We start from the raw sequence: 19,305 nt of genomic DNA on the forward strand, positions 1-19,305 counted from the left end.
CAAAATGATGACAAGAATACCGGACAACTTCCGTGAGCAAATGGTAAACGTTTACGGTTCGCGCGTAGAGGAGTGGGTTCGCTCGCTGCCCGATCTGATTTCGAAGTGCGAGGCTCAATTTGGTATTCGGGTAGAGGAGCCATTTGAAAATTTATCTTATAACTATATCGCGCACGGTATTAACGGAGAGGGCAGGCCAATCGTGCTCAAGCTATCGTTCGAGAAAGACGAGCTTGTGAAAGAGATACGAACCTTGACCTTATTCGCGGGAAGAGGAGCTGTCCAGGTAATCGAGTGGAACGATACGCTTGGCGCTGCTGTGCTTGAACGTGTCCTTCCTGGGACACCATTGTCCGCCACGCTGGATGACAGGGAGGCGACCGAGGTATTCTGTGAGGTGTTCAGACGTCTTCGTCATTCAATTGTCGCCGAGGAAGGAGACTTCCATACGCTGCGCGGATGGTTCGGAGCGTTGGTGCGTTATCGTGACCGTTTCGGAACGGAAGGTCCTCTTCCCGAGCATTGGGTCGTCCGGGCTGAAGAGACATTGGAGGAGCTGCTCAGAACGACGACCGAGACCGTGCTCATTCATGGCGATCTTCATCATGGGAATATTTTGCGTCATGGTGATGGCGGCTGGGCGGTCATCGACCCGAAAGGAATGATCGGAGATGTTCATTTCGAGACGATACAATACTTGCTTAATTACGTCGATCGTGATGGAGACTGCGATACGGTTCTATGCCGCCGTGTGGCGATGATTTCGGAGCGGCTTAGTCTTGATCGCAGCCGCATTGCACGGTGGGGTATTGCACGCGGCGTGCTTGAAGCATGCTGGTCCATTGAGGGCGGTGCTGACTGGAAGAAAGGCATCGATATCTCGGAGCGATTTGCGAGGCTGCTGGATGCAGAGTGATTCATACTTTACGGAGAGGAACAATCAATCATTTGAGCACCTTTATTATGATGGCTTTAGCTTTTCGAAAGACATCCTGCATGAGCTTCGCGAAATAAAAGAAATTTTGAAGCACCAGCGCACAGCGGCGAATAAAGCGACAGGTTCGTTATGTAACGGCAGCACTTCGGCTTGATCTTCATGATCTGGCCCGAAGGCTGCCGTTTTTGCTGTTAGTCATATTTTGACATTGGCATAAGAACAAATGTTCTGTATATAATAAATAAGAACATATGTTTCTATTGATGGAGGGGTTGGAGTGCTGATTACAGTAGAGCCGAATGCCGAATGCTGTATCTCCTTCATTCACGAGGGGATGCTGTGCCGTCCGGTGAGCCGTCATGGCTGCTGCTAGGCGCATCATTATGCTGGCCGACTGCCAGTCGTTCTATGCCAGCGTCGAGAAGGCGCATCATCCGGAGTATGCGGGGAAGCCGATCGTCGTAGCAGGCGATCCCGAGCGCCGCTCCGGCATCGTGCTGGCCGCTTGCCCGCTTGCGAAGGCGAAAGGGGTGACGACAGCGGAGCGGCTTGGCGAAGTAATTGCCAAATGTCCAGACGTTATTATCGTCCGTCCCCGAATGGCAGAGTATATCCGGGTGTCCCTGCAAATTTCGGACATATATCGGTCGTATACCGATCTGGTGGAGCCGTACAGCATCGACGAGCAATTCATCGACGTGACGGGGGCGATTCATAGGTACGGCGGCGATTATGTGGAGTTGGCGCGGCGCATGCAGCAGCATGTGATGGCGGAGACGGGCATCTATTGCCGCTTCGGCATATCAGAGAACAAGATTTTGGCGAAGACCGCATGCGACAATTATGCGAAGAAGAATGAATCCGGCTTGTACGTGCTGCCGAAGGATCGGCTGGCGGAGACGCTCTGGAGGCTGCCGATTCAGAAGCTGTTCATGGCTGGCAACCGGATGACGCATCATTTTCGGTCGATGGGCATCGAGACGATCGGCCAGCTTGCCAATACGCCGCTTGCGCAGCTCAAGCTGCTCATGCGCCGCAAGTTCGGACGTAACTCAGATATTAACGCTGAGCTGTATTGGCGGATTGCCAACGGGGAGGACGACAGCCCTGTTACGCCGCAGACGCATGAAGAAGCGCCGAAGTCGATTGGTCACCAGATGACGCTGCCGCACGACTACGGCACGCTGGAGGAGCTGAAGGTTGTGCTGCTGGAGCTGACGGAGCTGGTCTGCCAGCGGTGCCGAGGCAAAGGGTTTATGGGGCAGGTCGTTGCGGTTGGCTGTCAGGGAGCCGACTTCGATCGGCCGACCGGGTTTTTCCGCCAAATGAAAATGATAGACCCGACGAACGTAACGAATCAGGTGTACCGCGCGGCGGTGCAATTATTCGAGCGCTGCTGGGACGGTAATCCGGTCCGCAAGGTGGGCGTGACGCTGTCACAGCTTCAAGACAGCGAGCATTATCAGCTGGCGCTGTTCGATAATCGCGAGCGTTCGATGGCGCTGGAGAGGGCGACGGATGCACTTAAAGATAAATACGGGGATACGATCATTATGCGCGCGGCTTCCATTACAGCGGCTGGTCAGGCGCGGGATCGTTCCGGCAAAATCGGAGGTCATTACAAATGAGCAAGAAGCTGCAGGGAAACGGCTTATGGGAGTCGAGCCGGATGATGCTTCCCGAGCATAAGGCAGAAATTATAAGCAGTGCCAAGGCCGCAAGGTACCGGCCGCCTGCCCAGCTTGATGAGCATGAGTGGGAGCGGATATCACGCGCCGTGACGGAGTCGCTGGAGCTTCGCCGACCGATTGCGCTGCGAATGTATCACGCATACGAGGAGACGAAGGTGATCGGAACGATAGACCGGATTGACCTCTACCGGGGACGGTTCATGGTAGACGGCGAATGGTTCGACTTGAAGCAAATTGAAGGCGTCGATGAAGATTAGGTGCAAGCTAAGCCGGGGGACAAAATAAATCATTGACCTATGTAGTTTGTCCAATCCGAATCGAATCTATCTCCATACTGTATAGTAACTTGAATTACAGGAGGTGAATCGCTATGGGTACTTTTTTGGATATGAGAAGTTCCATGAATGCTAATGCATCCGGCTCTATCGGCGTCAGCTTGTCAACTACTCCAGAATTGTTCGGTATTATCGGTCTGCAAACGAAAAACGTAGCTAACCCGATCATTACGCTGTCGGGCACGATTGGCATTAGCGGCGGCGCACTCGGCAACACGTTTACGATCGAAATTGTTCGCGGCCTTACGGGCGGAACGACGATCTACTCGGCACAACAAGCTATTGCACTGAACGTACTGAACGGTTCCGATATTTACAGCTTCACTGCACAAGACTTGCTTGCACCTGCAGCAGAAGAAACGGTATATTCGGCATTTATTTCCGGAGGACCGTTAGCCGTTCTGACAGGCGCTCGCAACGGCCCTGAAACGTTCTTCGGCATCGCTTCCACTCCAGACTAACGAACGGACCCCAACCCAAAAGTTATGCGCTCATGCCGAGCGCATAACTTTTTTATGCTTTTGGCGCAAGCATCCAAACCTGGCGGAAGGGCGATGCATACGATAGAAACAACATATGCGTGCAAGGAGGGCTCCCGTGATAACGATAAGCCTGTGCATGATCGTGAAGAACGAGGAGGAGGTGCTGGCTAGATGTCTCGATTCGGTGGCCGATCTGGTGGATGAGATCAACATCGTGGATACGGGCTCGACGGACAGCACGAAGGCCATTGCGGCGAAGTATAATGCCCGCATTTTCAATTTTGAATGGATCGACGACTTTGCGGCGGCGCGCAATTTTTCGTTCGATCAGGCAACCTGCTCGCACATTATGTGGCTGGATGCCGACGATATGCTGAAGGAGAAGGACCGTCAGCTGCTGCGCAAGCTGAAGGAGGAAATGCCGGAGGATATCGATTCTATTGTGATGGAATATCATCTTGCATTCGATAAGGCCGGCAACCCGGCGGCTGGCGCAAGACGCAATCGGATTGTCCGGCGCGAGAAGGGCTACCGGTGGCACAGTCCGATCCATGAGTACCTCGATGTCCAGGAAGGAAAAATATATGTTTCGGAGGCGGCTGTCTCCCATGAACGAATCGGAGACCATTCGCCGCGTAATATGGAAATATTTCGCAAGAAAGTACTGGGGAAAGGAGCAAAGCTTGAAGGGCGAAGCTTGTTCTATTATGCGAATGAATTAGTTGATCAGCAGCGGTATGCGGAAGCGGTAGAGCATTATAAACGGTTCGTCGCCTCGCCAGGCGATTCAATCGAGGACCGGATATTCGCGTACAGCAAGATGGCGGAATGCTATCATCATCTCGGCCAAATGGATTTGAAGCTGCAATCGCTGCTGATGAGTCTCCAGTACGATAAGCCGCGCGCAGATTTTTGCTGCTCGATCGGTTACTGCTTCGAAGAGAAGGGCCATTATCCGGCTGCTATTCATTGGTACGAAACGGCGTTGACGCTGCCGAAGCCGAAGTTTCATATGGGACTGCTCAATCTTGTCTGCTGGACGTGGATGCCGCATGTTCAGCTGTGCATTTGTTATGCGAAGCTTGGCGAATTAGAGAAGGCTTATGAGCACAATGAGAAAGCGCTCAGCTATTTGCCGGAGGACGAAAATTTGCGTTACAACAAAGCCCGCTTAGAGGAGCAGCTTGGTTTATCAAAGCAGGAGCATGCGAAGGTGTCTGAAGTGCCGTCCGCTGCTAATGTGCCGTCTGCTCAGGACGGAGAGACTGGGACGACATGCTGACGAGTATCATAATCGTGACCTATAACAAGCTGGATTATACGATGCAGTGCATCGACAGCATACGCCGTCATACGGAGGATGGCAGCTACGAAGTGATCGTCGTGGATAACGGCTCTGAGGACGGAACGCCGGAGTGGGTGGAGGGTCAGCGAGATATTCGGCTCGTCCGGAACGGATCGAATGCCGGATTTCCAAGAGCGGTCAATCAAGGGCTAGAGCAGGCAGCAGGCGATCTTCTTCTGCTGTTGAACAACGATACGGTTGTGACACAAGGCTGGCTGAACAATTTGCAGCGTGCGCTTCTTAGCTCTGACCATATCGGTGCGGTCGGGCCGGTCACGAATTCAGCTTACTACTTGACGAGCATTCCGGTTCCTTATCAGTCGATGGAGGAGATGGAATCGTTCGCTGCGGAATACAACTGCTCGGACCCATCCAAGTGGGAGGAGAGGCTCAAGCTGATCGGGTATTGTCTGCTGATGAAAAGGGAGGCGTATGAGAAGGCTGGGCCGCTCGATGAAGGGTTCGGCATCGGCAACTTCGAGGACGACGATTGGAGCCTGCGGTTGCTGTTGTCGGGCTACAAGCTGCTTCTGTGCCGCGACACGTTCATTCATCATTATGGCAGTGTATCATTCGGCGAGGATCGTTCCAATTATCATCAGGTGTTAGTTCAGAATGCGAATGTTTTTGGGGACAAATGGGGGCTGCATCCGGAATCGGCTTTAACCATCCGTATCGATATGCTTGAAGCAGTGGAAGAGAGCTTTGAGCATAGCAAAGCGCTGCGGGCACTTGAAATTGGGTGTGCATGCGGCGCTACGCTACTCGCCCTGAAGCATCGTTACCCCGGCTCGGAGCTGTTCGGGGCGGAGCGGATCGAAGCGGCAGCGCGAATTGCGAGCGCGGCAGGCATTACCATATTTTCATCCGGTCGACCGGACGATTGGACGATACCGGACGGCACACTGGATCTTATTCTTATTAGTAATGCACATGCGTATGCGGATCGTCCTGATCTGATGAATAAGCTGGCGCGCAAGCTGCGGCCTGACGGCTGTCTTATAGCCGGCTTCAGGAATAAACGATATTACCGAAATGGTTGGCTGGGCGGCAATAATGACGCTAATCGTGCTGGCGGTGCTGAAGGCAGTAAGGATATGCTGACGACCGGTCAGGCGGGAGAACGATTTATGCTGGCGGGATTTGGCAGTCTGCGCTATGTGCTGGCGCTGGAGCCGAATGAAGACCGGGATGAGGCGGCGTTAATAGCTGCTGCGGAGAGGGCAGCAGGCGTTCCGGAGGAGGAATTAACCTCTGCTTATTTTCTTCTGACGGGCAGAAAAATGACTATAGCGCTGGATCGTCAGGAGAAGCCGCATTCAATGCCAGAGCCCGTATCGGCCGGAGCGATTGGTGAAATGTCGAAGACGGCAGCTGTCCAGTTAGAGGAACAAAATGATGTTGAATTTACAGGGGAACGGCTCGTCGTTAACGAACAGGTAAAATCGTTGTTCCGCGACGTCTACGATGAGCATATGGTGCGGTATAAGGCGGCAGCGGAACGCGTGTCCGGATTGCATGTGCTGGATGCCGCGTGCGGCGCTGGCTACGGCTCGCGTATGCTGCGGGATGCAGGCGCAGCATCGGTCATTGGGGTTGACATCGATGCCGAATCGATCCGGCTGGCACAGCGGGATTATGGCGGGCCGGGCATTGTTTTCATGCAGGGAGATGTGCTGAAGCTGCCGTTCGCGGATGAAACGTTTGACGCCGTTGTCTCATTCGAGACGATCGAGCATGTCGACGACGGATACGAATGGATACAGGAATCGGCGCGCGTTCTGAAGCCGGGCGGTCTATATATCGTCTCGACGCCGAACCGGGCGGTCACGAATGCGGCGAACTATTGGGAAGATCGGCCGTTCAATCCGCATCATCGGTTCGAATACCGGACGGGTGAGCTGATTGGCGATCTGCTTGAGCATTATTCGCTCGAAGAGCTGTACGGTCAGCATTGGGTGGACGATTCCCAGTTCGCAGCGATGCGATGGCTTCGGCAAATGAACGAGCGCAGTGCAGACCGGGACGAAGCTTTCGTCATTCGCGAGACAGGAAGCGAGTTGCTGTCATTCCGCCGGTTTCGGAGCGGGCAGCCGATGTATGTCGTCGCCGTATGTCGCAAGCGAAAAGGCGGTGGTTCATAGATGAAGGTCGTTATATTGGCCGGAGGACTCGGAACTAGAATTAGCGAGGAATCGCATTTGAAGCCAAAGCCGATGATCGAGATCGGAGGGCGGCCGATTTTATGGCATATTATGAAAATTTATGCCCATTACGGCTTTACCGATTTCGTAGTCTGTCTAGGCTACAAGGGGTATGTCGTTAAAGAATATTTCGACCATTACTTCCTGCATGAGTCGGATGTAACGTTTGATTTCAGAGGAGGCAATCAGGCCGCGCGAATTATTCACCGGCACCAGGCGGAGCCTTGGCGGGTGACACTCGTAAATACAGGTCTCGAAACGATGACGGGCGGCCGGTTGAAACGGGCCGCGCCTTATTTGGAGGATGAGACCTTCATGCTGACGTACGGGGACGGAGTTGCGAATTTAGACCTGCGCAAGCTGCTCGCTTTTCATCGTTCGCACGGTAAAATATCGACGGTTACGGCGGTACAGCCGGTCGGTCGATTCGGCACGATTGTATTAAATGGAGATGGTGCGGTCACGACATTTGCGGAGAAGCCGCCTGGCGACGGGCATTGGGTAAGCGGTGGATTTTTTGTGATGGAGCCGGCTGCGCTCGACCGTATTGACGGGGATGAGATGATGCTGGAGAAGGAGCCGCTGGAGCGGCTTGCGAGAGAAGGCGAATTGATCGCTTATCGTCATACCGGGTACTGGCAATCGATGGATACGATGCGGGATAAGGCGCTGCTGGAAGAGCAGTGGCGTTCGGAGCATCCACCATGGAAAGTATGGGATGATTAGTAGGATAGACAGCTGGCAGCATTTGCGGCGTAATTAGTCGGCGGCCGGCTATAAGGGAGCGGTGAGGCAGCGGTGAGCGGGAAGCATCAGTTCTGGCAAGGGAAACGGGTATTGATAACCGGGCATACCGGGTTCAAAGGCACTTGGCTGAGCCTATGGCTGCGGATGCGGGGGGCGGAGGTCATCGGCTACAGCGACGGGCTGCCGACCGAGACGGCGATGTACCGGCTGTGCGGCCTTGAGCTCGATCTGCCCTGGATTCGCGGTGATATACGGGACAGCGGCAAGCTGCAGCAGTCGATGCGTGACACGAAGCCGGACATCGTCTTCCATCTGGCGGCTCAGCCGCTTGTCCGTCGATCCTATGCGATTCCCGCAGAGACGATTGCGGTTAACGTGACAGGCACAGCGAACGTGCTTGACGCGGTCAGGCGTCAGCCGTCGGTGCGGGTGGTCGTCGCGGTGACTTCGGATAAATGCTATGAGAATCAGCAGTGGGAATACGGCTATCGGGAGCAGGATGCGCTTGGCGGAGCCGACCCGTATTCCGTCAGCAAAGCTTGTGCGGAGCTTGTTGTCGACGCTTACCGCCGCTCCTACTTCTCCCGCTCGCCGGGTGCGGGAAGGATAGGTGCGGAGAGAAAGTCGGCTCTGGGCATAGCGGGAGCATCCGTCGCCGCTGTTGCGACCGTTCGCGCCGGCAATGTGATCGGAGGCGGCGATTTCGCACCGGAGCGGCTCGTGCCGGACTGCGTCCGGTCGGCCCAATCCGGCACGCCGCTGCTGCTTCGCTATCCGGAGGCAATTCGGCCTTGGCAGCATGTGCTCGATCCGCTCTCGGGTTATATAGCGTTGGCTGAACGGTTATATGAGCAAGGAGACGCGTATGCGGAGAGCTGGAACTTCGGGCCATTAGCCGGGCAGGAGCTGACAGTGCGCGAGCTGGCCTGCGCAGTATCGTCGAGGCTGGGAGCCCCCGCTCCGATCGAGCAGACAGGAAAGCTGCATCCGCATGAGACGGCGGTACTCCGGCTCGACAGCTCGAAGGCGCGGCATCGGCTTGGCTGGCGGCCGGTGTGGGAAGTGGAGGGTACGGTGCGTCATACAGCGGAATGGTATGCGCAATGGCTGCAGGGTGCACCCATGCTGGATGTGACGATGAAGCAGGTGAAGCTGTTCGAGACGATGAAGCAGAACCGGAAGGCTGAAGCGGGAAGGCGGGGGCAGAGTGAGGGATAAATGTACGGAGAAACGGATAGCTGCAACAGCGGAGCGGAATAAACTTAACCGGGTATCGTCGAGTGCCACGCTGCATGATGATGATCCAGCCGTATCGTGCCGGGTGTGCAGAGGCGGTCCATTGACTAGATGGGTACATCTGCCCGCTATGCCGCTGACGGAAGAGCTGCGGAAGCCGGACGATTCTGCTGCTCCGTTCCTGGCGGACATTGACGTGTATGTATGTGCCGCTTGCGGCGTTTCACAGACGGTCGGTCAGCGGGATCTTTCACCCTATTATATTGATTACGGCTACACCGTCGGTCAATCGCCATTTGCAGCGCGGTATATGCAGCGGCTGGCTGATATGGTGCGGGATCGGTACGGCCTTGCGCCTGGATTCACCGTCGTTGAGATCGGCTCCGGCGACGGTGCCCAGCTCGAATGCTTCCGTCGCGCTGGCGCTTACGTATACGGTGTCGAGCCCTCGGCAGAGCTGTGCCGTGTGAGCCGACAGCGGGGCGTACCGGTGCTGGAGTCGCTGTTCACACCCTCCACGGCTGCGCTGCTGCCGGAGCCATTCCGTCCGGTTGATGTGCTGCTGATGACGTACACATTCGATCATTTGCCGGATCCCGCTGGAACGCTTGCGGCAGCGCGTTCTGTGCTTCATCCCGGCCGAGGACTGCTTGTGCTGGAAGTGCACGATCTGTCAAGAATCGTTGAGCGACGGGAATACTGCCTGTTCGAGCATGAGCACTACACCTATTGGACGGCGAAGACATTGAGCGGCGCACTAGCGGCAAGCGGGTTCCGGCTGCTGACGACGGAGCTAGTGCCGGAGCAAGAGCGGCGCGGCAATTCGCTGCTTATCGTCGCGGCGCCAACCGATGCGGCGCATTCGCCGGATCAGGTGCTTCTGGTAGAAGAGGAAGCGGCGATCGACTATGCCGGATTTCAGCGTGAGCTGGAGAGGGGCATTGCTTTGCTGGATGCTTTCGTTGAGCGCGAAGCGGCAGCCGGAAGACGGATCGCTGGCTATGGCGGTGGAGGGCGCGGCGTCATGACGATGGCGGCCATGAATTCGTCCAAGAAGCTGGCATACGTATGCGACGCAAATGCTGGGCTGCACGGCAGGCTGACGCCGAAGTCAGGCGTGCCTATTGCGGACATTAACCAATTGACCCGTCAGCCGGTTGATACGCTAATCGTGTTCAGCTATGGATACATGGACGAGATAAGGGAAGCGGTCGCGAAGCTCCCTGGCGCGCCGAAGAGCATCGTATCAATGCTCGATATTTTGAAGTGAGGGACCTAGCATGGACAGGATGCGAAACGATACGCCGAATGCAGAAGGAGAGCGGCCCGCGGCATTCGTAACCGGCGCCGCCGGTTTTATCGGCGCCGCCGTATGCCGGCGGCTGCTTGCGCTCGGATGGCAGGTATATGCGGTCATCCGCCAAGGCTCGAATCGAGAGCGGCTTCCGGCGCGGCATCCTTCGCTTATGCTCGTCGAGGGCGATCTGATGCGGCTTCCGAAATGGGAGGCGAAGCTTGAGGAAGCCGTCCAACGTCGTGGTCCGGCTGCCGTATGGCTTCATCTCGGCTGGACGGGCGTAGCGGGTGCGGACCGAAACGATGAGGCGCAGAATGACAATGTGGCTGCGGTGCTGCAATCGGTGCGGACAGCTGCCAAGCTAGGCTGTCGAAGCTGGATCGGAGCCGGTTCGCAGGCGGAATACGGCCGGCTCGAAGGGCGGGCCGATGAAGGGACGTCAGAATTGCCGACGACCGTCTACGGCAAAGCGAAGCTAGCGGCAGGACGGGAGGCGCTCGCGGAGGCGAAGCGCCTCGGATTGGCCGGCAGCTGGGTACGGATCTTCAGCGTGTACGGGCCGGGCGATAATGGAGGCTGGCTCATTCCGGACATTGCGCGCAAGCTGCTTGCGGGACAAAGCCCAGAGCTGACGCTGGGAGAACAGCGGTGGGATTATTTGTATATCGATGATGCAGCTGATGCGTTTGCTGCTCTTGCACAGAGAAGTATTACGGCTCCGTATTCGGTGAAGCCACTTAACGCGGCAGGTCAACAGGCCGTGCATCCGGCAGCTGGCGTCTTTAATCTAGGCTCAGGCGAGAGTCGAACGATACGCGAAATTGCGGAGCTAGTCCGCACCGAAGCCGCCCGTTGGCTGCCGCCGGATTTGCCGCAGAACGGGGAAGCGCGAACGTCTGATCATGACAACGGGGGAAGCTTGGATCGGCTAGTTCCTCCGCTTCAGCTGGGCGCCGTTCCGTATCGGGACGACCAGGTGATGCTGCTGGAGGCGGAAGCTGCCAAGCTGCGCAGCATTACCGGCTGGAAGCCGCGCATTCCGCTTGAGGAAGGGATTCGGCGGACGGTGGCTGCGATCGCCAAGCAGTTTGCACAGGAACGGAGACTGGCGATTAAGCGCAGCATTGTCACGATGGCCTACCGCTCCGGCGCCTCGCACGTCGGGGCTGCGCTGTCGGTAGCGGATATTCTGCTCGTCCTCTACTGCCGCGTAATGCGTGTTAATCCGGCGGACGCGGATGCGCCGTACCGAGATAAGCTTGTGTTCTCCAAGGCGCATGCGAGCACGGCCCTATACGCGATATTGGCTGAGCGCGGATTTATGCCGACAAGCCGGCTGGACGGCTATTCGGTCGATGGGGGCACGCTGCCAGGTCATCTGGACCGCCGCTCGGCGCCAGGCATCGACGTATCGGCCGGCTCGCTCGGTCACGGCTTATCTATCGCGACGGGGCTGGCGCTGGCAGATCGGCTGGCGGGACGCGACAGCCGGACGTTCGCCGTGCTGGGCGACGGGGAATGTAACGAAGGCTCGGTTTGGGAGGCGGCGCTGCTTGCCTCCGCGCAAAAGCTGGACGGATTGACTGCTGTCGTGGATTGCAACGGATGGCAAGGGTTCGGTCGTACGGATGAGCTGGCGCCGCTCACAGCACTCGGCGACAAATGGCGGGCATTCGGCTGGGAAGCCGTTGAAGTCGACGGTCACGACGAAGAAGCGCTGTACCGTGCGTTAAGTAAACGCGGCACGGAGGGACGACCCAAAGTAGTGATCGCCAGAACAATAAAAGGGCATGGCGTTGATTATATGGCCGATACGCTTGAGTGGCATTACAAGTCGCCCAGCGCCGAGCAGTGGTACGATGCGATGCGTCAGCTTGGCAGCGGGGAGGGAAGCGGATGAGAAACGCATTCGTTCGGGAAATGCTGCAGCGTGCTGAGCATGACGAGCGGCTAATGGTGATTACGCCAGACCTTGGTTTCTCCGTATGGGAGCCTTTCCGCGACCGGTTCCCTGGCAGGCTCATCAATGCGGGGATCGCCGAGCAGAATGCGGTTGGGATGGCGGCAGGACTGGCGCTAAGCGGCTATCTTCCTTATGTATACAGCATCATTCCGTTCGTTACGATGCGGGCGTATGAACAGATACGGATCGATGCCGCTTATATGAAGGTGCCGGTGCGTATCGTCGGCGTAGGTGCCGGGCTCGCCTACGGCGGGCAGGGGCCGACCCATCACGGGCTGGAGGATGTCGCACTCATGCGCGCGCTGCCGAATATGACCGTATGCTGTCCCGGCGACGATATTGAGGCGCGGGAGCTGACGCTGGCAAGCTTCGTTCATGACGGGCCGATGTATATCCGGCTGGGCAAATCGGGCGAGCCTCGCGTCCATGAGGCATCGTTGCGAATCCCGCTCGGCGGGACGGTCGAGCTTATGGCTGGCTCGGAGCTTGCCGTACTCGCCTCGGGCACGGCGCTGCCGCATGCACGCGATTGGGTCATGCGGCTTCGGACCGAACCGGACCCGATCGATGCGGCGCTTGTCAGCGTGCCGACGGTGAAGCCATTTCCGGTAGAGACCGTGCTCAGCTATGCCAGACGCGGCATGCCGATTGTGACGGTCGAAGAGCACAGCGTCATCGGCGGCCTTGGCTCGGCTTGCGCAGAGACGCTGGCGGAGCTCGGTGCAGCCGTGCCGCTGCGCCGGTTTGGACTGCCGGACGATTTCAATCGGCATGTCGGCAGCCATGCTTATTTGCTGGAGCGTGCGGGTTTTCACTATGAACGTTTTCAACAAATTGCGAGAGGAGCGTGCGGCAGACGATGACCGAGTCCTATAAGCCGATGGGTATGATTGGCAAGCATCACAGGGCCGCAGATTTTGAGGCGTATCAATTGACGGAGGAGACGTTCAAGCAGTCGCAGCTGTCCATATTCAACAAGCTGGAAGCATTTCCGAGGTTTGCAACGAAGCGGAGCTTGGCCAAATTTTTGTGCCGGCACGAAATATTCAAGCATGTGCTTGGGGTAACGGGCAGCATCGTCGAATGCGGGGTGTTTAATGGCGGCGGCCTGTTCACATGGGCTCAGCTGTCGAGTATTTACGAGCCAGCTAACCATACACGAAAAATTATCGGCTTCGATACGTTCGCCGGATTCCCGTCCGTATCCGAGCAGGACCGCGAGCCGGACGATGAATTTAAAGCTGGCGACTTGAAGGGCGAGACGATCGATCAACTGCGCAAATCGATCGAGAAATATAACGCCGAGCGATATTTGTCTCATATCCCGAATGTAGAGCTCGTGGAAGGCGACTTCATGCAGACGGCGGATGCGTTCGTGGAGAGAAATAAGCATTTGCTCGTTGCGCTCTTGTATCTCGATTTTGATCTGTATGAGCCGACGAAGAAAGCGCTAGAGGTGTTCCTGCCACGGATGGGCAAAGGCTCGGTCGTCTGTTTTGATGAGCTGAACTGCGCCTCGTTCCCAGGAGAGACGGGCGCGCTGCTCGAAATGCTGCCCCTTCGTGATACGGCGATCCGCCGGTTTCCGACGGACCCGTGGGTGTCGTATGTTATTCTTTAATGAAGTGCGGTGGACGGCATGAGCGAGGCGAACGAAGATAAGCCGCAGCCGCAAGAGCAGATCGGGCAAGAGCGCACCGAGCAGGCCGAGCCGGTCAAGCAGGCAAGACAGTCCGAGCAGGCCCGTCAAGCCGGACAGCATGAACAAGCTGAACCGTCATCCTTCGACTCGAAGGCTGCAGCAGCTGCTCCTACGAGACCAAAGTTCTACGAGCTGGGAGAGCATTCGGTCATTGAGGGCGGCTGCATCATGCAGGGAGCGGAAGAAATAGCGATTGGAAGAGGCGTATTCGTGCGGACGGGAGCATGGTTTAACATCTGTACACCTGTGACCGGGGAGCGGCCGAAGCTGATCGTCGGCGATGGCTGCCAGTTTAATTTCCGTGTATCCATATCGGCCGCCAATCGTATCATACTGGAGCGTTTCTCGATTTTCGGACACCAGACCTATATTAGCGATACCCAGCATGAATACCGCAATGTCGGCATTCCGATTATTATGCAAGGTATATCGGATACAGAAGGCGAGACAGTCGTCGGAGAAGGGACCTGGGTCGGCGCGAACTGCATCATCGGCGGGCGGCTTAGGATCGGCCGAGGGTCGGTCATCGGCGCGAACAGCGTCGTTACGGATAGCATCCCTGATTTCAGCGTCGCGGTTGGTGCTCCGGCCCGTGTCATCAAAATGTTCGATACCGATGCTGCAGATTGGATTGCAGTGCGGGGCAAAGAGTAGATTGAGACGGTGCTGCGCAGGCGGCGTGAGCATCCCGTCATGACGATCGCTATTCCGACATACAACCGGGCGAACGATTTGGACCGTTGTCTCGGTTCGATTTTTCATCAAATCGGGGAATGTACACTGATTGAGGTGCTGGTGTCCGACAACGCTTCATCGGATCAGACGCAGGAGGTGCTTCAATCGTACGCACAGGTGTACCCGAACGCAAACTTCCGGTATTGGCGCAATGAGGAGAACATCGGTGCAGAGCGGAATATTCTGAAGCTGATGGATGAGGCGCGCGGAGATTATGTGATGCTGCATGGGGATGACGATTTTTTCGTCGACATGACGATTATGCCGATGTTCAATATCGTGCATCGGCATCGAGGCAGCAGCGTAATTTTTATCGATGTGCTGCGCAACCGTCGTACTGTTGAAACGTTCGAGGGGCTTGACGCGTTTATTAGTAGAGCTTCCATCCATTCTGGTTTTATTTCGTCGATAATAATCGAGCGTGAGCTGTACCGGCAGATTGAACACAAATCGTTATTCGTCGGCTCTGGCTTTAATCATATCTATTTGCAGCTGGAGGCGATTCGAAGGAAGCCGCAATTTACGATCGTGTATGAATCGATCTTCGCATATGCGGGCAACAGACCGGATGGCTACAACTTCGGCAAATATTTTATTGACGGCTACTTGAGTATTCTGTCTCATTACCGGCAGTACGGGCTGACGGAAGAAGCGATCAAGACGGAGAAGGGCAATATGCTCGCGACAACCGTACTGCCTTGGTATAAACGGATTATCGAGGAAGGACTGGGGACAGATCTGACGGGCTTTGAGGAGATTTATACGGCGCATTACAAAGACGAACCGTATTACGAGAAAATATTGGAATGGATTCGCAGCATCCAGCCGCCCCAGCGGGAGGAGCAGTAACGAACCTAACACGGTTCTCTATTTAAAATAATCGCATCGTGCATTTATCGTTGGCATAATGCCGACAGCAGCAAGCAGCAGATGGAACGAGGGCGTCTCCTATTCGATTGGAGGCGTCTTTGGCTGTTCTTGAAATGCAAGTAACGTCATAATAGATAAGGCAGAATGAACTGTCTATGAAGGGGGATGTACGTGTGCCGCAATTACCGCAATCGACAGCCATTGCCGTTAGGCTGTGGCTTATTCCTGTATTAGCAGCAGCGTTCATGGCCGCGGGCTTCTGCTGGCTGTCGGTCTATGTTGGAGGCGGACAAGGGGGGCCGACCGCGTTAGATCGCCGGATAATCGAGCTCGTCCGCAACTTGGAGTCGCCGGTGATGACCGCATGGATGACGAGCATTACCCGATTGGGCGATGGTGTGCCGACAGCTGTCATTGCTTGTGCTGTACTTATCGTGCTGTCAAGACTTAAGTATCGTTATGAGCTGCTCCTCTTCATATTGGTCGTTGCTGGCTCAGGATTGCTTAATATGACGTTGAAGCGGATTATTCAACGGACGCGGCCCGGAGGGATACCATTGGTCGAAGCGACAGGCTACAGCTTTCCGAGCGGTCATTCGATGGCGGCATTTACACTGTACGGAATTACGGCGTATTTGATTTGGAAGCATATTCCCCGGCGCGATGGACGAGCTCTTATGGTGTTGATCAGCGCTCTAATTATTGCAGCGATAGGGACAAGTCGCATCTATGTGGGCGTCCACTATCCGACAGATGTGCTAGGCGCTTACTTGGCGAGCGGAGTGTGGCTTACGGTGACCATCGGCGCTTTCCGGTACTGGCAGTCTGTGATGAAGCTGCGGACGGGCCGTTAATAAACGAATTTGCGCTGCGCCCAATAGCTGAACGCGAACAGCAGTCCTTCCGTAAGCAGCTTTGCTGCGAGCAGCGGAAGCCCGGCGATTCTGTAGAACGTATAGATAAGGCCATAGTTTAAGACGAGAATGATCAGGACGAGTGCAAAATATTTGACCGCCGAAGCTAGAATGGCCTGCTTGCTGCTTTGAAAGACGAGCCTCCGGTTCATTACGAAGTTTAGGAGAGCGCTGAATATTCGAGCGATTACGACGGCAAGCAGCAGCTGTCCAGTAGCATAATGGATGAGCAGCAGCAATCCATAATCGAGCAGCGCGGAGGCAGCCGACGAACAGCCAAATTTCAGTATTGGCTTATATACGCGGATTGAATCGGCTATCGGGTGAAAATGAGACGATTCATTACGCTCCAAATAGACGGTTTCGATCGGCACCTCCACGAGCGAAATGTTCTCGGTTTTTGCCAGCAGCAGCATGTTCATTTCATATTCAAACCGTTCACCTGGAACGGAGCAAAGCCAGTCCAACATATCGGCCGAGTATCCGCGTAGTCCGGTTTGTGTATCTTGTATGCGGCTGCCGGTCGTGAATCTGTAAGCGATTCGGGTGACCGCATTGCCGAACCGGCTGCGCAGCGGCACTTCTCCGGTAAACTGTCTACTGCCGAGAACGATATGTCCCGGGTGCTGTAAGACGGCGCCGGCGATTCGTCGAATATCTTCGGGCAAATGCTGGCCGTCGCTGTCTGCACAGATTACACCATCTCTTCGTCCCTCTGCTTGTATATAGCTGAAGCCGGTTTTGAGCGCCCGGCCCTTGCCGAGGTTACGCGCATGCGTTAGAACGGTACAGCCAAGTTGTGCAGCAGCTTGAAAAATAGGCTGGAATGAGGAGCCGCTGCCATCATCCACGATGATGATCGGACGGTCGATATCGTCGGCTTGAAGCTGACGGATTAACGTCAGAAGCCGTTCATCCGGTTCATAGGATGGAATTAGTATCGTCATGTTTTGATGCCTCCTTGGTGAATGTCATTACAGTGTCTAGGCCCCGACATACACAATGTCACTGACGCCGCGTTCGCGATCGCGTCCTTGCGGGTTATTGACAACTCTTCCCATGAAGTACATTGTGGACGAGCCGCCGCCGTCGAGATTGTAGGCTTCCGTGCAGCCTAGCTGCTGAAACAAATCGGCGAATTCGGCAAGTGTCATGCCGCGGCTGTAATTGTTAGCTCGGCCGTCAACAACAACGAACACATAGTGGTTAGGCTCGATAATCCCAATACCGGTTCGCGGATTAGAGTTCTGAATGGACCGGTTGCCGAAGTTGGTGTCGATCTCAACATGCTCGAAGCTGCTTGTTATTTGTCCATCTATCAGAAGTGCAGGTCCGAATGAAAAGGTGTTCGTTACCCCTTGCGCCAGCAGTTCGGATGAACTGATGCTTTGCTCATCATAGGATTTCATCGTGCCGTTTTGAAACAAGGCCAGACCTGTCCGAGCCGGTTCATCACGGTACAGAACGCCGTTACGGATAATAACGCCGTCGCTTCGGAAGCCATAGTAATCGCCGTTAATGGCCAATACAGCATTGTGAGCGGCTGCGATTGTTGAAGTTTTATCTATAATATTGCGGCCGAATTGGTTCTTAGCGAAAGCTGACTGCAGCGTTGCGCCGTTTTTCAGCTTGACATCGGCGACAAAGTATGTGATAGCATCCTTGCCTGTGCCCGTTTGGACTTTCTGAATCGCAATCTCGGATTGATCGCTCGAATAATGCCAATCGTCGAACTGAGCATTCGAGATGCTGGATTGGCCTTCGTCAGAAGCAGCCGGATCGTCAGGCAGGACAACCTCGACATGTTCAATCAAATAACGATCGGCCAGCTTGTACAGCACGGCGCCAATGACCAGAACGAGGACGGCTGTTACAGCAAGCGTAATCCGTAATCGCTGGGACATTTTGTTCATAGTGTGAACCTTCTTTCTGATTCAAGGTGGATATGGAGATGCTTTGCTTTGGTAATGTTGTAAGCATTGTCGCACCGTCCACTGAAACGTGCTTGAACCTTAGCTGAACATGTGCTGAAAACAAAAAAAGCTCCTCTGCCCGGCTTCTGGGCTAGAGGAGCTTTCTATCGACAATGCTTAATTTATAAGGGGGTAAAGATCAGCCGCCGACGCTTGCGGCGAGCCAGCCGCATATAGACAGCAGCAAGCTTTCGATGACGACGGAGGTAACGACGATCGTCCGGATGAATTGATTCGAGGGAGCATCGTTCATAAGGCATGTCTCCGATCCGTTGCTAAGTTTCGAGTAAATGTAAGAGGTGAGATAAACAGGTCTTAACATTACTTTGAACTTAACAGGCGAGAAGGCGTTATGACAACGAAAATCGTTGTGTGATTAACCGCAATATTGCTGCGATATTGGATAACGGGCAGCTAATGAACGACAGGGGGCTCCCGGTGTTCGTGCTCTGAAATGCCGCTAAGCGCATTAATTGCTCCTTGCTTCAACGACTGCTGTACAGCTAGGTCACCAATGGCTATGACACCGACTAATTTGTCATTATCCACGACAGGCAATCGCCGAATTTGATTGGCTGCCATCTTCTTCGCTGCTTCTTCGACCGTCGCGTCCGGTGATATCGTCTCCAGATGCTTGGTCATCACTTCCTTCACCGCCGTCGAGCCTGGTTTTTTATCCGCATAGCCGCGTACAACGAGATCACGATCGGTTACGACACCGATCAGCTTCTTGTCATCGACGATCGGAATAAATCCGATATCGAATTGCTTCATTAGGACAGCCAGCTCATACACATTGTCATTCAGCGTAGCTGTTACGCAGTTCGTTGTCATTAACTCTCGAATTGTAGATGCCAATGTACTTTCCTCCAAT

At 55.2% G+C, this 19,305-nt stretch carries 18 protein-coding genes; 15 read left to right on the forward strand and 3 right to left on the reverse strand.

From position 1 onward, the window contains the following. The first annotated feature begins 4 nt into the window (after window positions 1-4). The 15 genes from PXY01_RS05925 (at window position 5) to PXY01_RS05995 (ending at window position 16,398) form a co-directional block, all read left to right on the forward strand. Window positions 5-916, forward strand: coding sequence for an aminoglycoside phosphotransferase family protein (locus PXY01_RS05925; RefSeq protein WP_127568278.1), 912 nt, complete (start codon window positions 5-7; stop codon window positions 914-916). A 380-nt stretch (window positions 917-1,296) separates the two neighbouring features. After that, window positions 1,297-2,565: a DNA polymerase IV gene (locus PXY01_RS05930; RefSeq protein ID WP_127568280.1), complete on the forward strand. Its 1,269-nt coding sequence runs from the start codon at window positions 1,297-1,299 to the stop codon at window positions 2,563-2,565. Then, window positions 2,562-2,885: a YolD-like family protein gene (locus tag PXY01_RS05935; RefSeq protein WP_127568282.1), complete on the forward strand. Its 324-nt coding sequence runs from the start codon at window positions 2,562-2,564 to the stop codon at window positions 2,883-2,885. The genes PXY01_RS05930 and PXY01_RS05935 overlap by 4 nt, the downstream gene beginning before the upstream one ends. A gap of 113 nt (window positions 2,886-2,998) precedes the next feature. Further along, entirely contained in the window at window positions 2,999-3,424 is a 426-nt protein-coding gene (locus tag PXY01_RS05940; RefSeq protein WP_127568284.1) for a hypothetical protein, read from the forward strand. A gap of 136 nt (window positions 3,425-3,560) precedes the next feature. After that, window positions 3,561-4,727 carry a glycosyltransferase gene (locus tag PXY01_RS05945; protein ID WP_127568286.1) on the forward strand — a complete coding sequence of 389 codons (1,167 nt, stop codon included), beginning with the start codon at window positions 3,561-3,563 and terminating at the stop codon, window positions 4,725-4,727. Further along, window positions 4,721-6,934: a methyltransferase domain-containing protein gene (locus tag PXY01_RS05950; protein WP_127568288.1), complete on the forward strand. Its 2,214-nt coding sequence runs from the start codon at window positions 4,721-4,723 to the stop codon at window positions 6,932-6,934. Before PXY01_RS05945 ends, PXY01_RS05950 begins: the two co-directional genes overlap by 7 nt. After that, entirely contained in the window at window positions 6,935-7,720 is a 786-nt protein-coding gene (gene rfbF, locus PXY01_RS05955) for a glucose-1-phosphate cytidylyltransferase (RefSeq protein WP_127568290.1), read from the forward strand. A gap of 72 nt (window positions 7,721-7,792) precedes the next feature. Continuing rightward, window positions 7,793-8,959, forward strand: a complete 1,167-nt coding sequence (rfbG, locus tag PXY01_RS05960) for a CDP-glucose 4,6-dehydratase (protein ID WP_127568292.1) — start codon at window positions 7,793-7,795, stop codon at window positions 8,957-8,959. Further along, entirely contained in the window at window positions 8,949-10,247 is a 1,299-nt protein-coding gene (locus PXY01_RS05965; protein ID WP_127568294.1) for a class I SAM-dependent methyltransferase, read from the forward strand. The genes rfbG and PXY01_RS05965 overlap by 11 nt, the downstream gene beginning before the upstream one ends. Before the next feature lie 10 nt (window positions 10,248-10,257). Further along, complete coding sequence (locus tag PXY01_RS22755) at window positions 10,258-12,174, forward strand: thiamine pyrophosphate-binding protein (protein WP_127568296.1); 1,917 nt, start codon at window positions 10,258-10,260, stop codon at window positions 12,172-12,174. After that, entirely contained in the window at window positions 12,171-13,100 is a 930-nt protein-coding gene (locus PXY01_RS05975) for a transketolase family protein (RefSeq protein WP_127568298.1), read from the forward strand. Before PXY01_RS22755 ends, PXY01_RS05975 begins: the two co-directional genes overlap by 4 nt. Next, window positions 13,097-13,858, forward strand: a complete 762-nt coding sequence (locus PXY01_RS05980) for a TylF/MycF/NovP-related O-methyltransferase (protein WP_127568300.1) — start codon at window positions 13,097-13,099, stop codon at window positions 13,856-13,858. The genes PXY01_RS05975 and PXY01_RS05980 overlap by 4 nt, the downstream gene beginning before the upstream one ends. An 18-nt stretch (window positions 13,859-13,876) precedes the next feature. Continuing rightward, window positions 13,877-14,593 (forward strand): acyltransferase, encoded by a 717-nt coding sequence (locus PXY01_RS23030; RefSeq protein WP_281277869.1) that lies wholly within the window; start codon window positions 13,877-13,879, stop codon window positions 14,591-14,593. Between the two features lie 9 nt (window positions 14,594-14,602). Further along, window positions 14,603-15,523 (forward strand): glycosyltransferase family 2 protein, encoded by a 921-nt coding sequence (locus tag PXY01_RS05990; protein WP_127568301.1) that lies wholly within the window; start codon window positions 14,603-14,605, stop codon window positions 15,521-15,523. Between the two features lie 194 nt (window positions 15,524-15,717). Beyond that, window positions 15,718-16,398 carry a phosphatase PAP2 family protein gene (locus PXY01_RS05995; RefSeq protein ID WP_164744316.1) on the forward strand — a complete coding sequence of 227 codons (681 nt, stop codon included), beginning with the start codon at window positions 15,718-15,720 and terminating at the stop codon, window positions 16,396-16,398. On the opposite strand, the gene PXY01_RS06000 is transcribed toward PXY01_RS05995, so the two are convergent. The 3 genes from PXY01_RS06000 to PXY01_RS06010 all read right to left on the reverse strand — a co-directional run bounded on the left by PXY01_RS06000 (window position 16,395) and on the right by PXY01_RS06010 (window position 19,289). Further along, on the reverse strand, window positions 16,395-17,405 hold the full coding sequence (locus PXY01_RS06000) for a bifunctional glycosyltransferase family 2/GtrA family protein (protein WP_127568305.1): 1,011 nt from the start codon (window positions 17,403-17,405) through the stop codon (window positions 16,395-16,397). The genes PXY01_RS05995 and PXY01_RS06000 overlap by 4 nt on opposite strands. 36 nt (window positions 17,406-17,441) lie before the next feature. Next, complete coding sequence (locus PXY01_RS06005) at window positions 17,442-18,371, reverse strand: phosphodiester glycosidase family protein (protein WP_127568307.1); 930 nt, start codon at window positions 18,369-18,371, stop codon at window positions 17,442-17,444. 474 nt (window positions 18,372-18,845) lie between these two features. Then, the gene (locus PXY01_RS06010; protein WP_174721803.1) at window positions 18,846-19,289 is read right to left on the reverse strand and encodes a CBS domain-containing protein; all 444 of its coding nucleotides are present in this window, start codon (window positions 19,287-19,289) and stop codon (window positions 18,846-18,848) included. Window positions 19,290-19,305 lie beyond the last annotated feature (16 nt).

The organism is Paenibacillus xylaniclasticus, from assembly GCF_004001065.1.
In the GTDB taxonomy this organism is placed as follows: domain Bacteria; phylum Bacillota; class Bacilli; order Paenibacillales; family Paenibacillaceae; genus Paenibacillus_T; species Paenibacillus_T xylaniclasticus.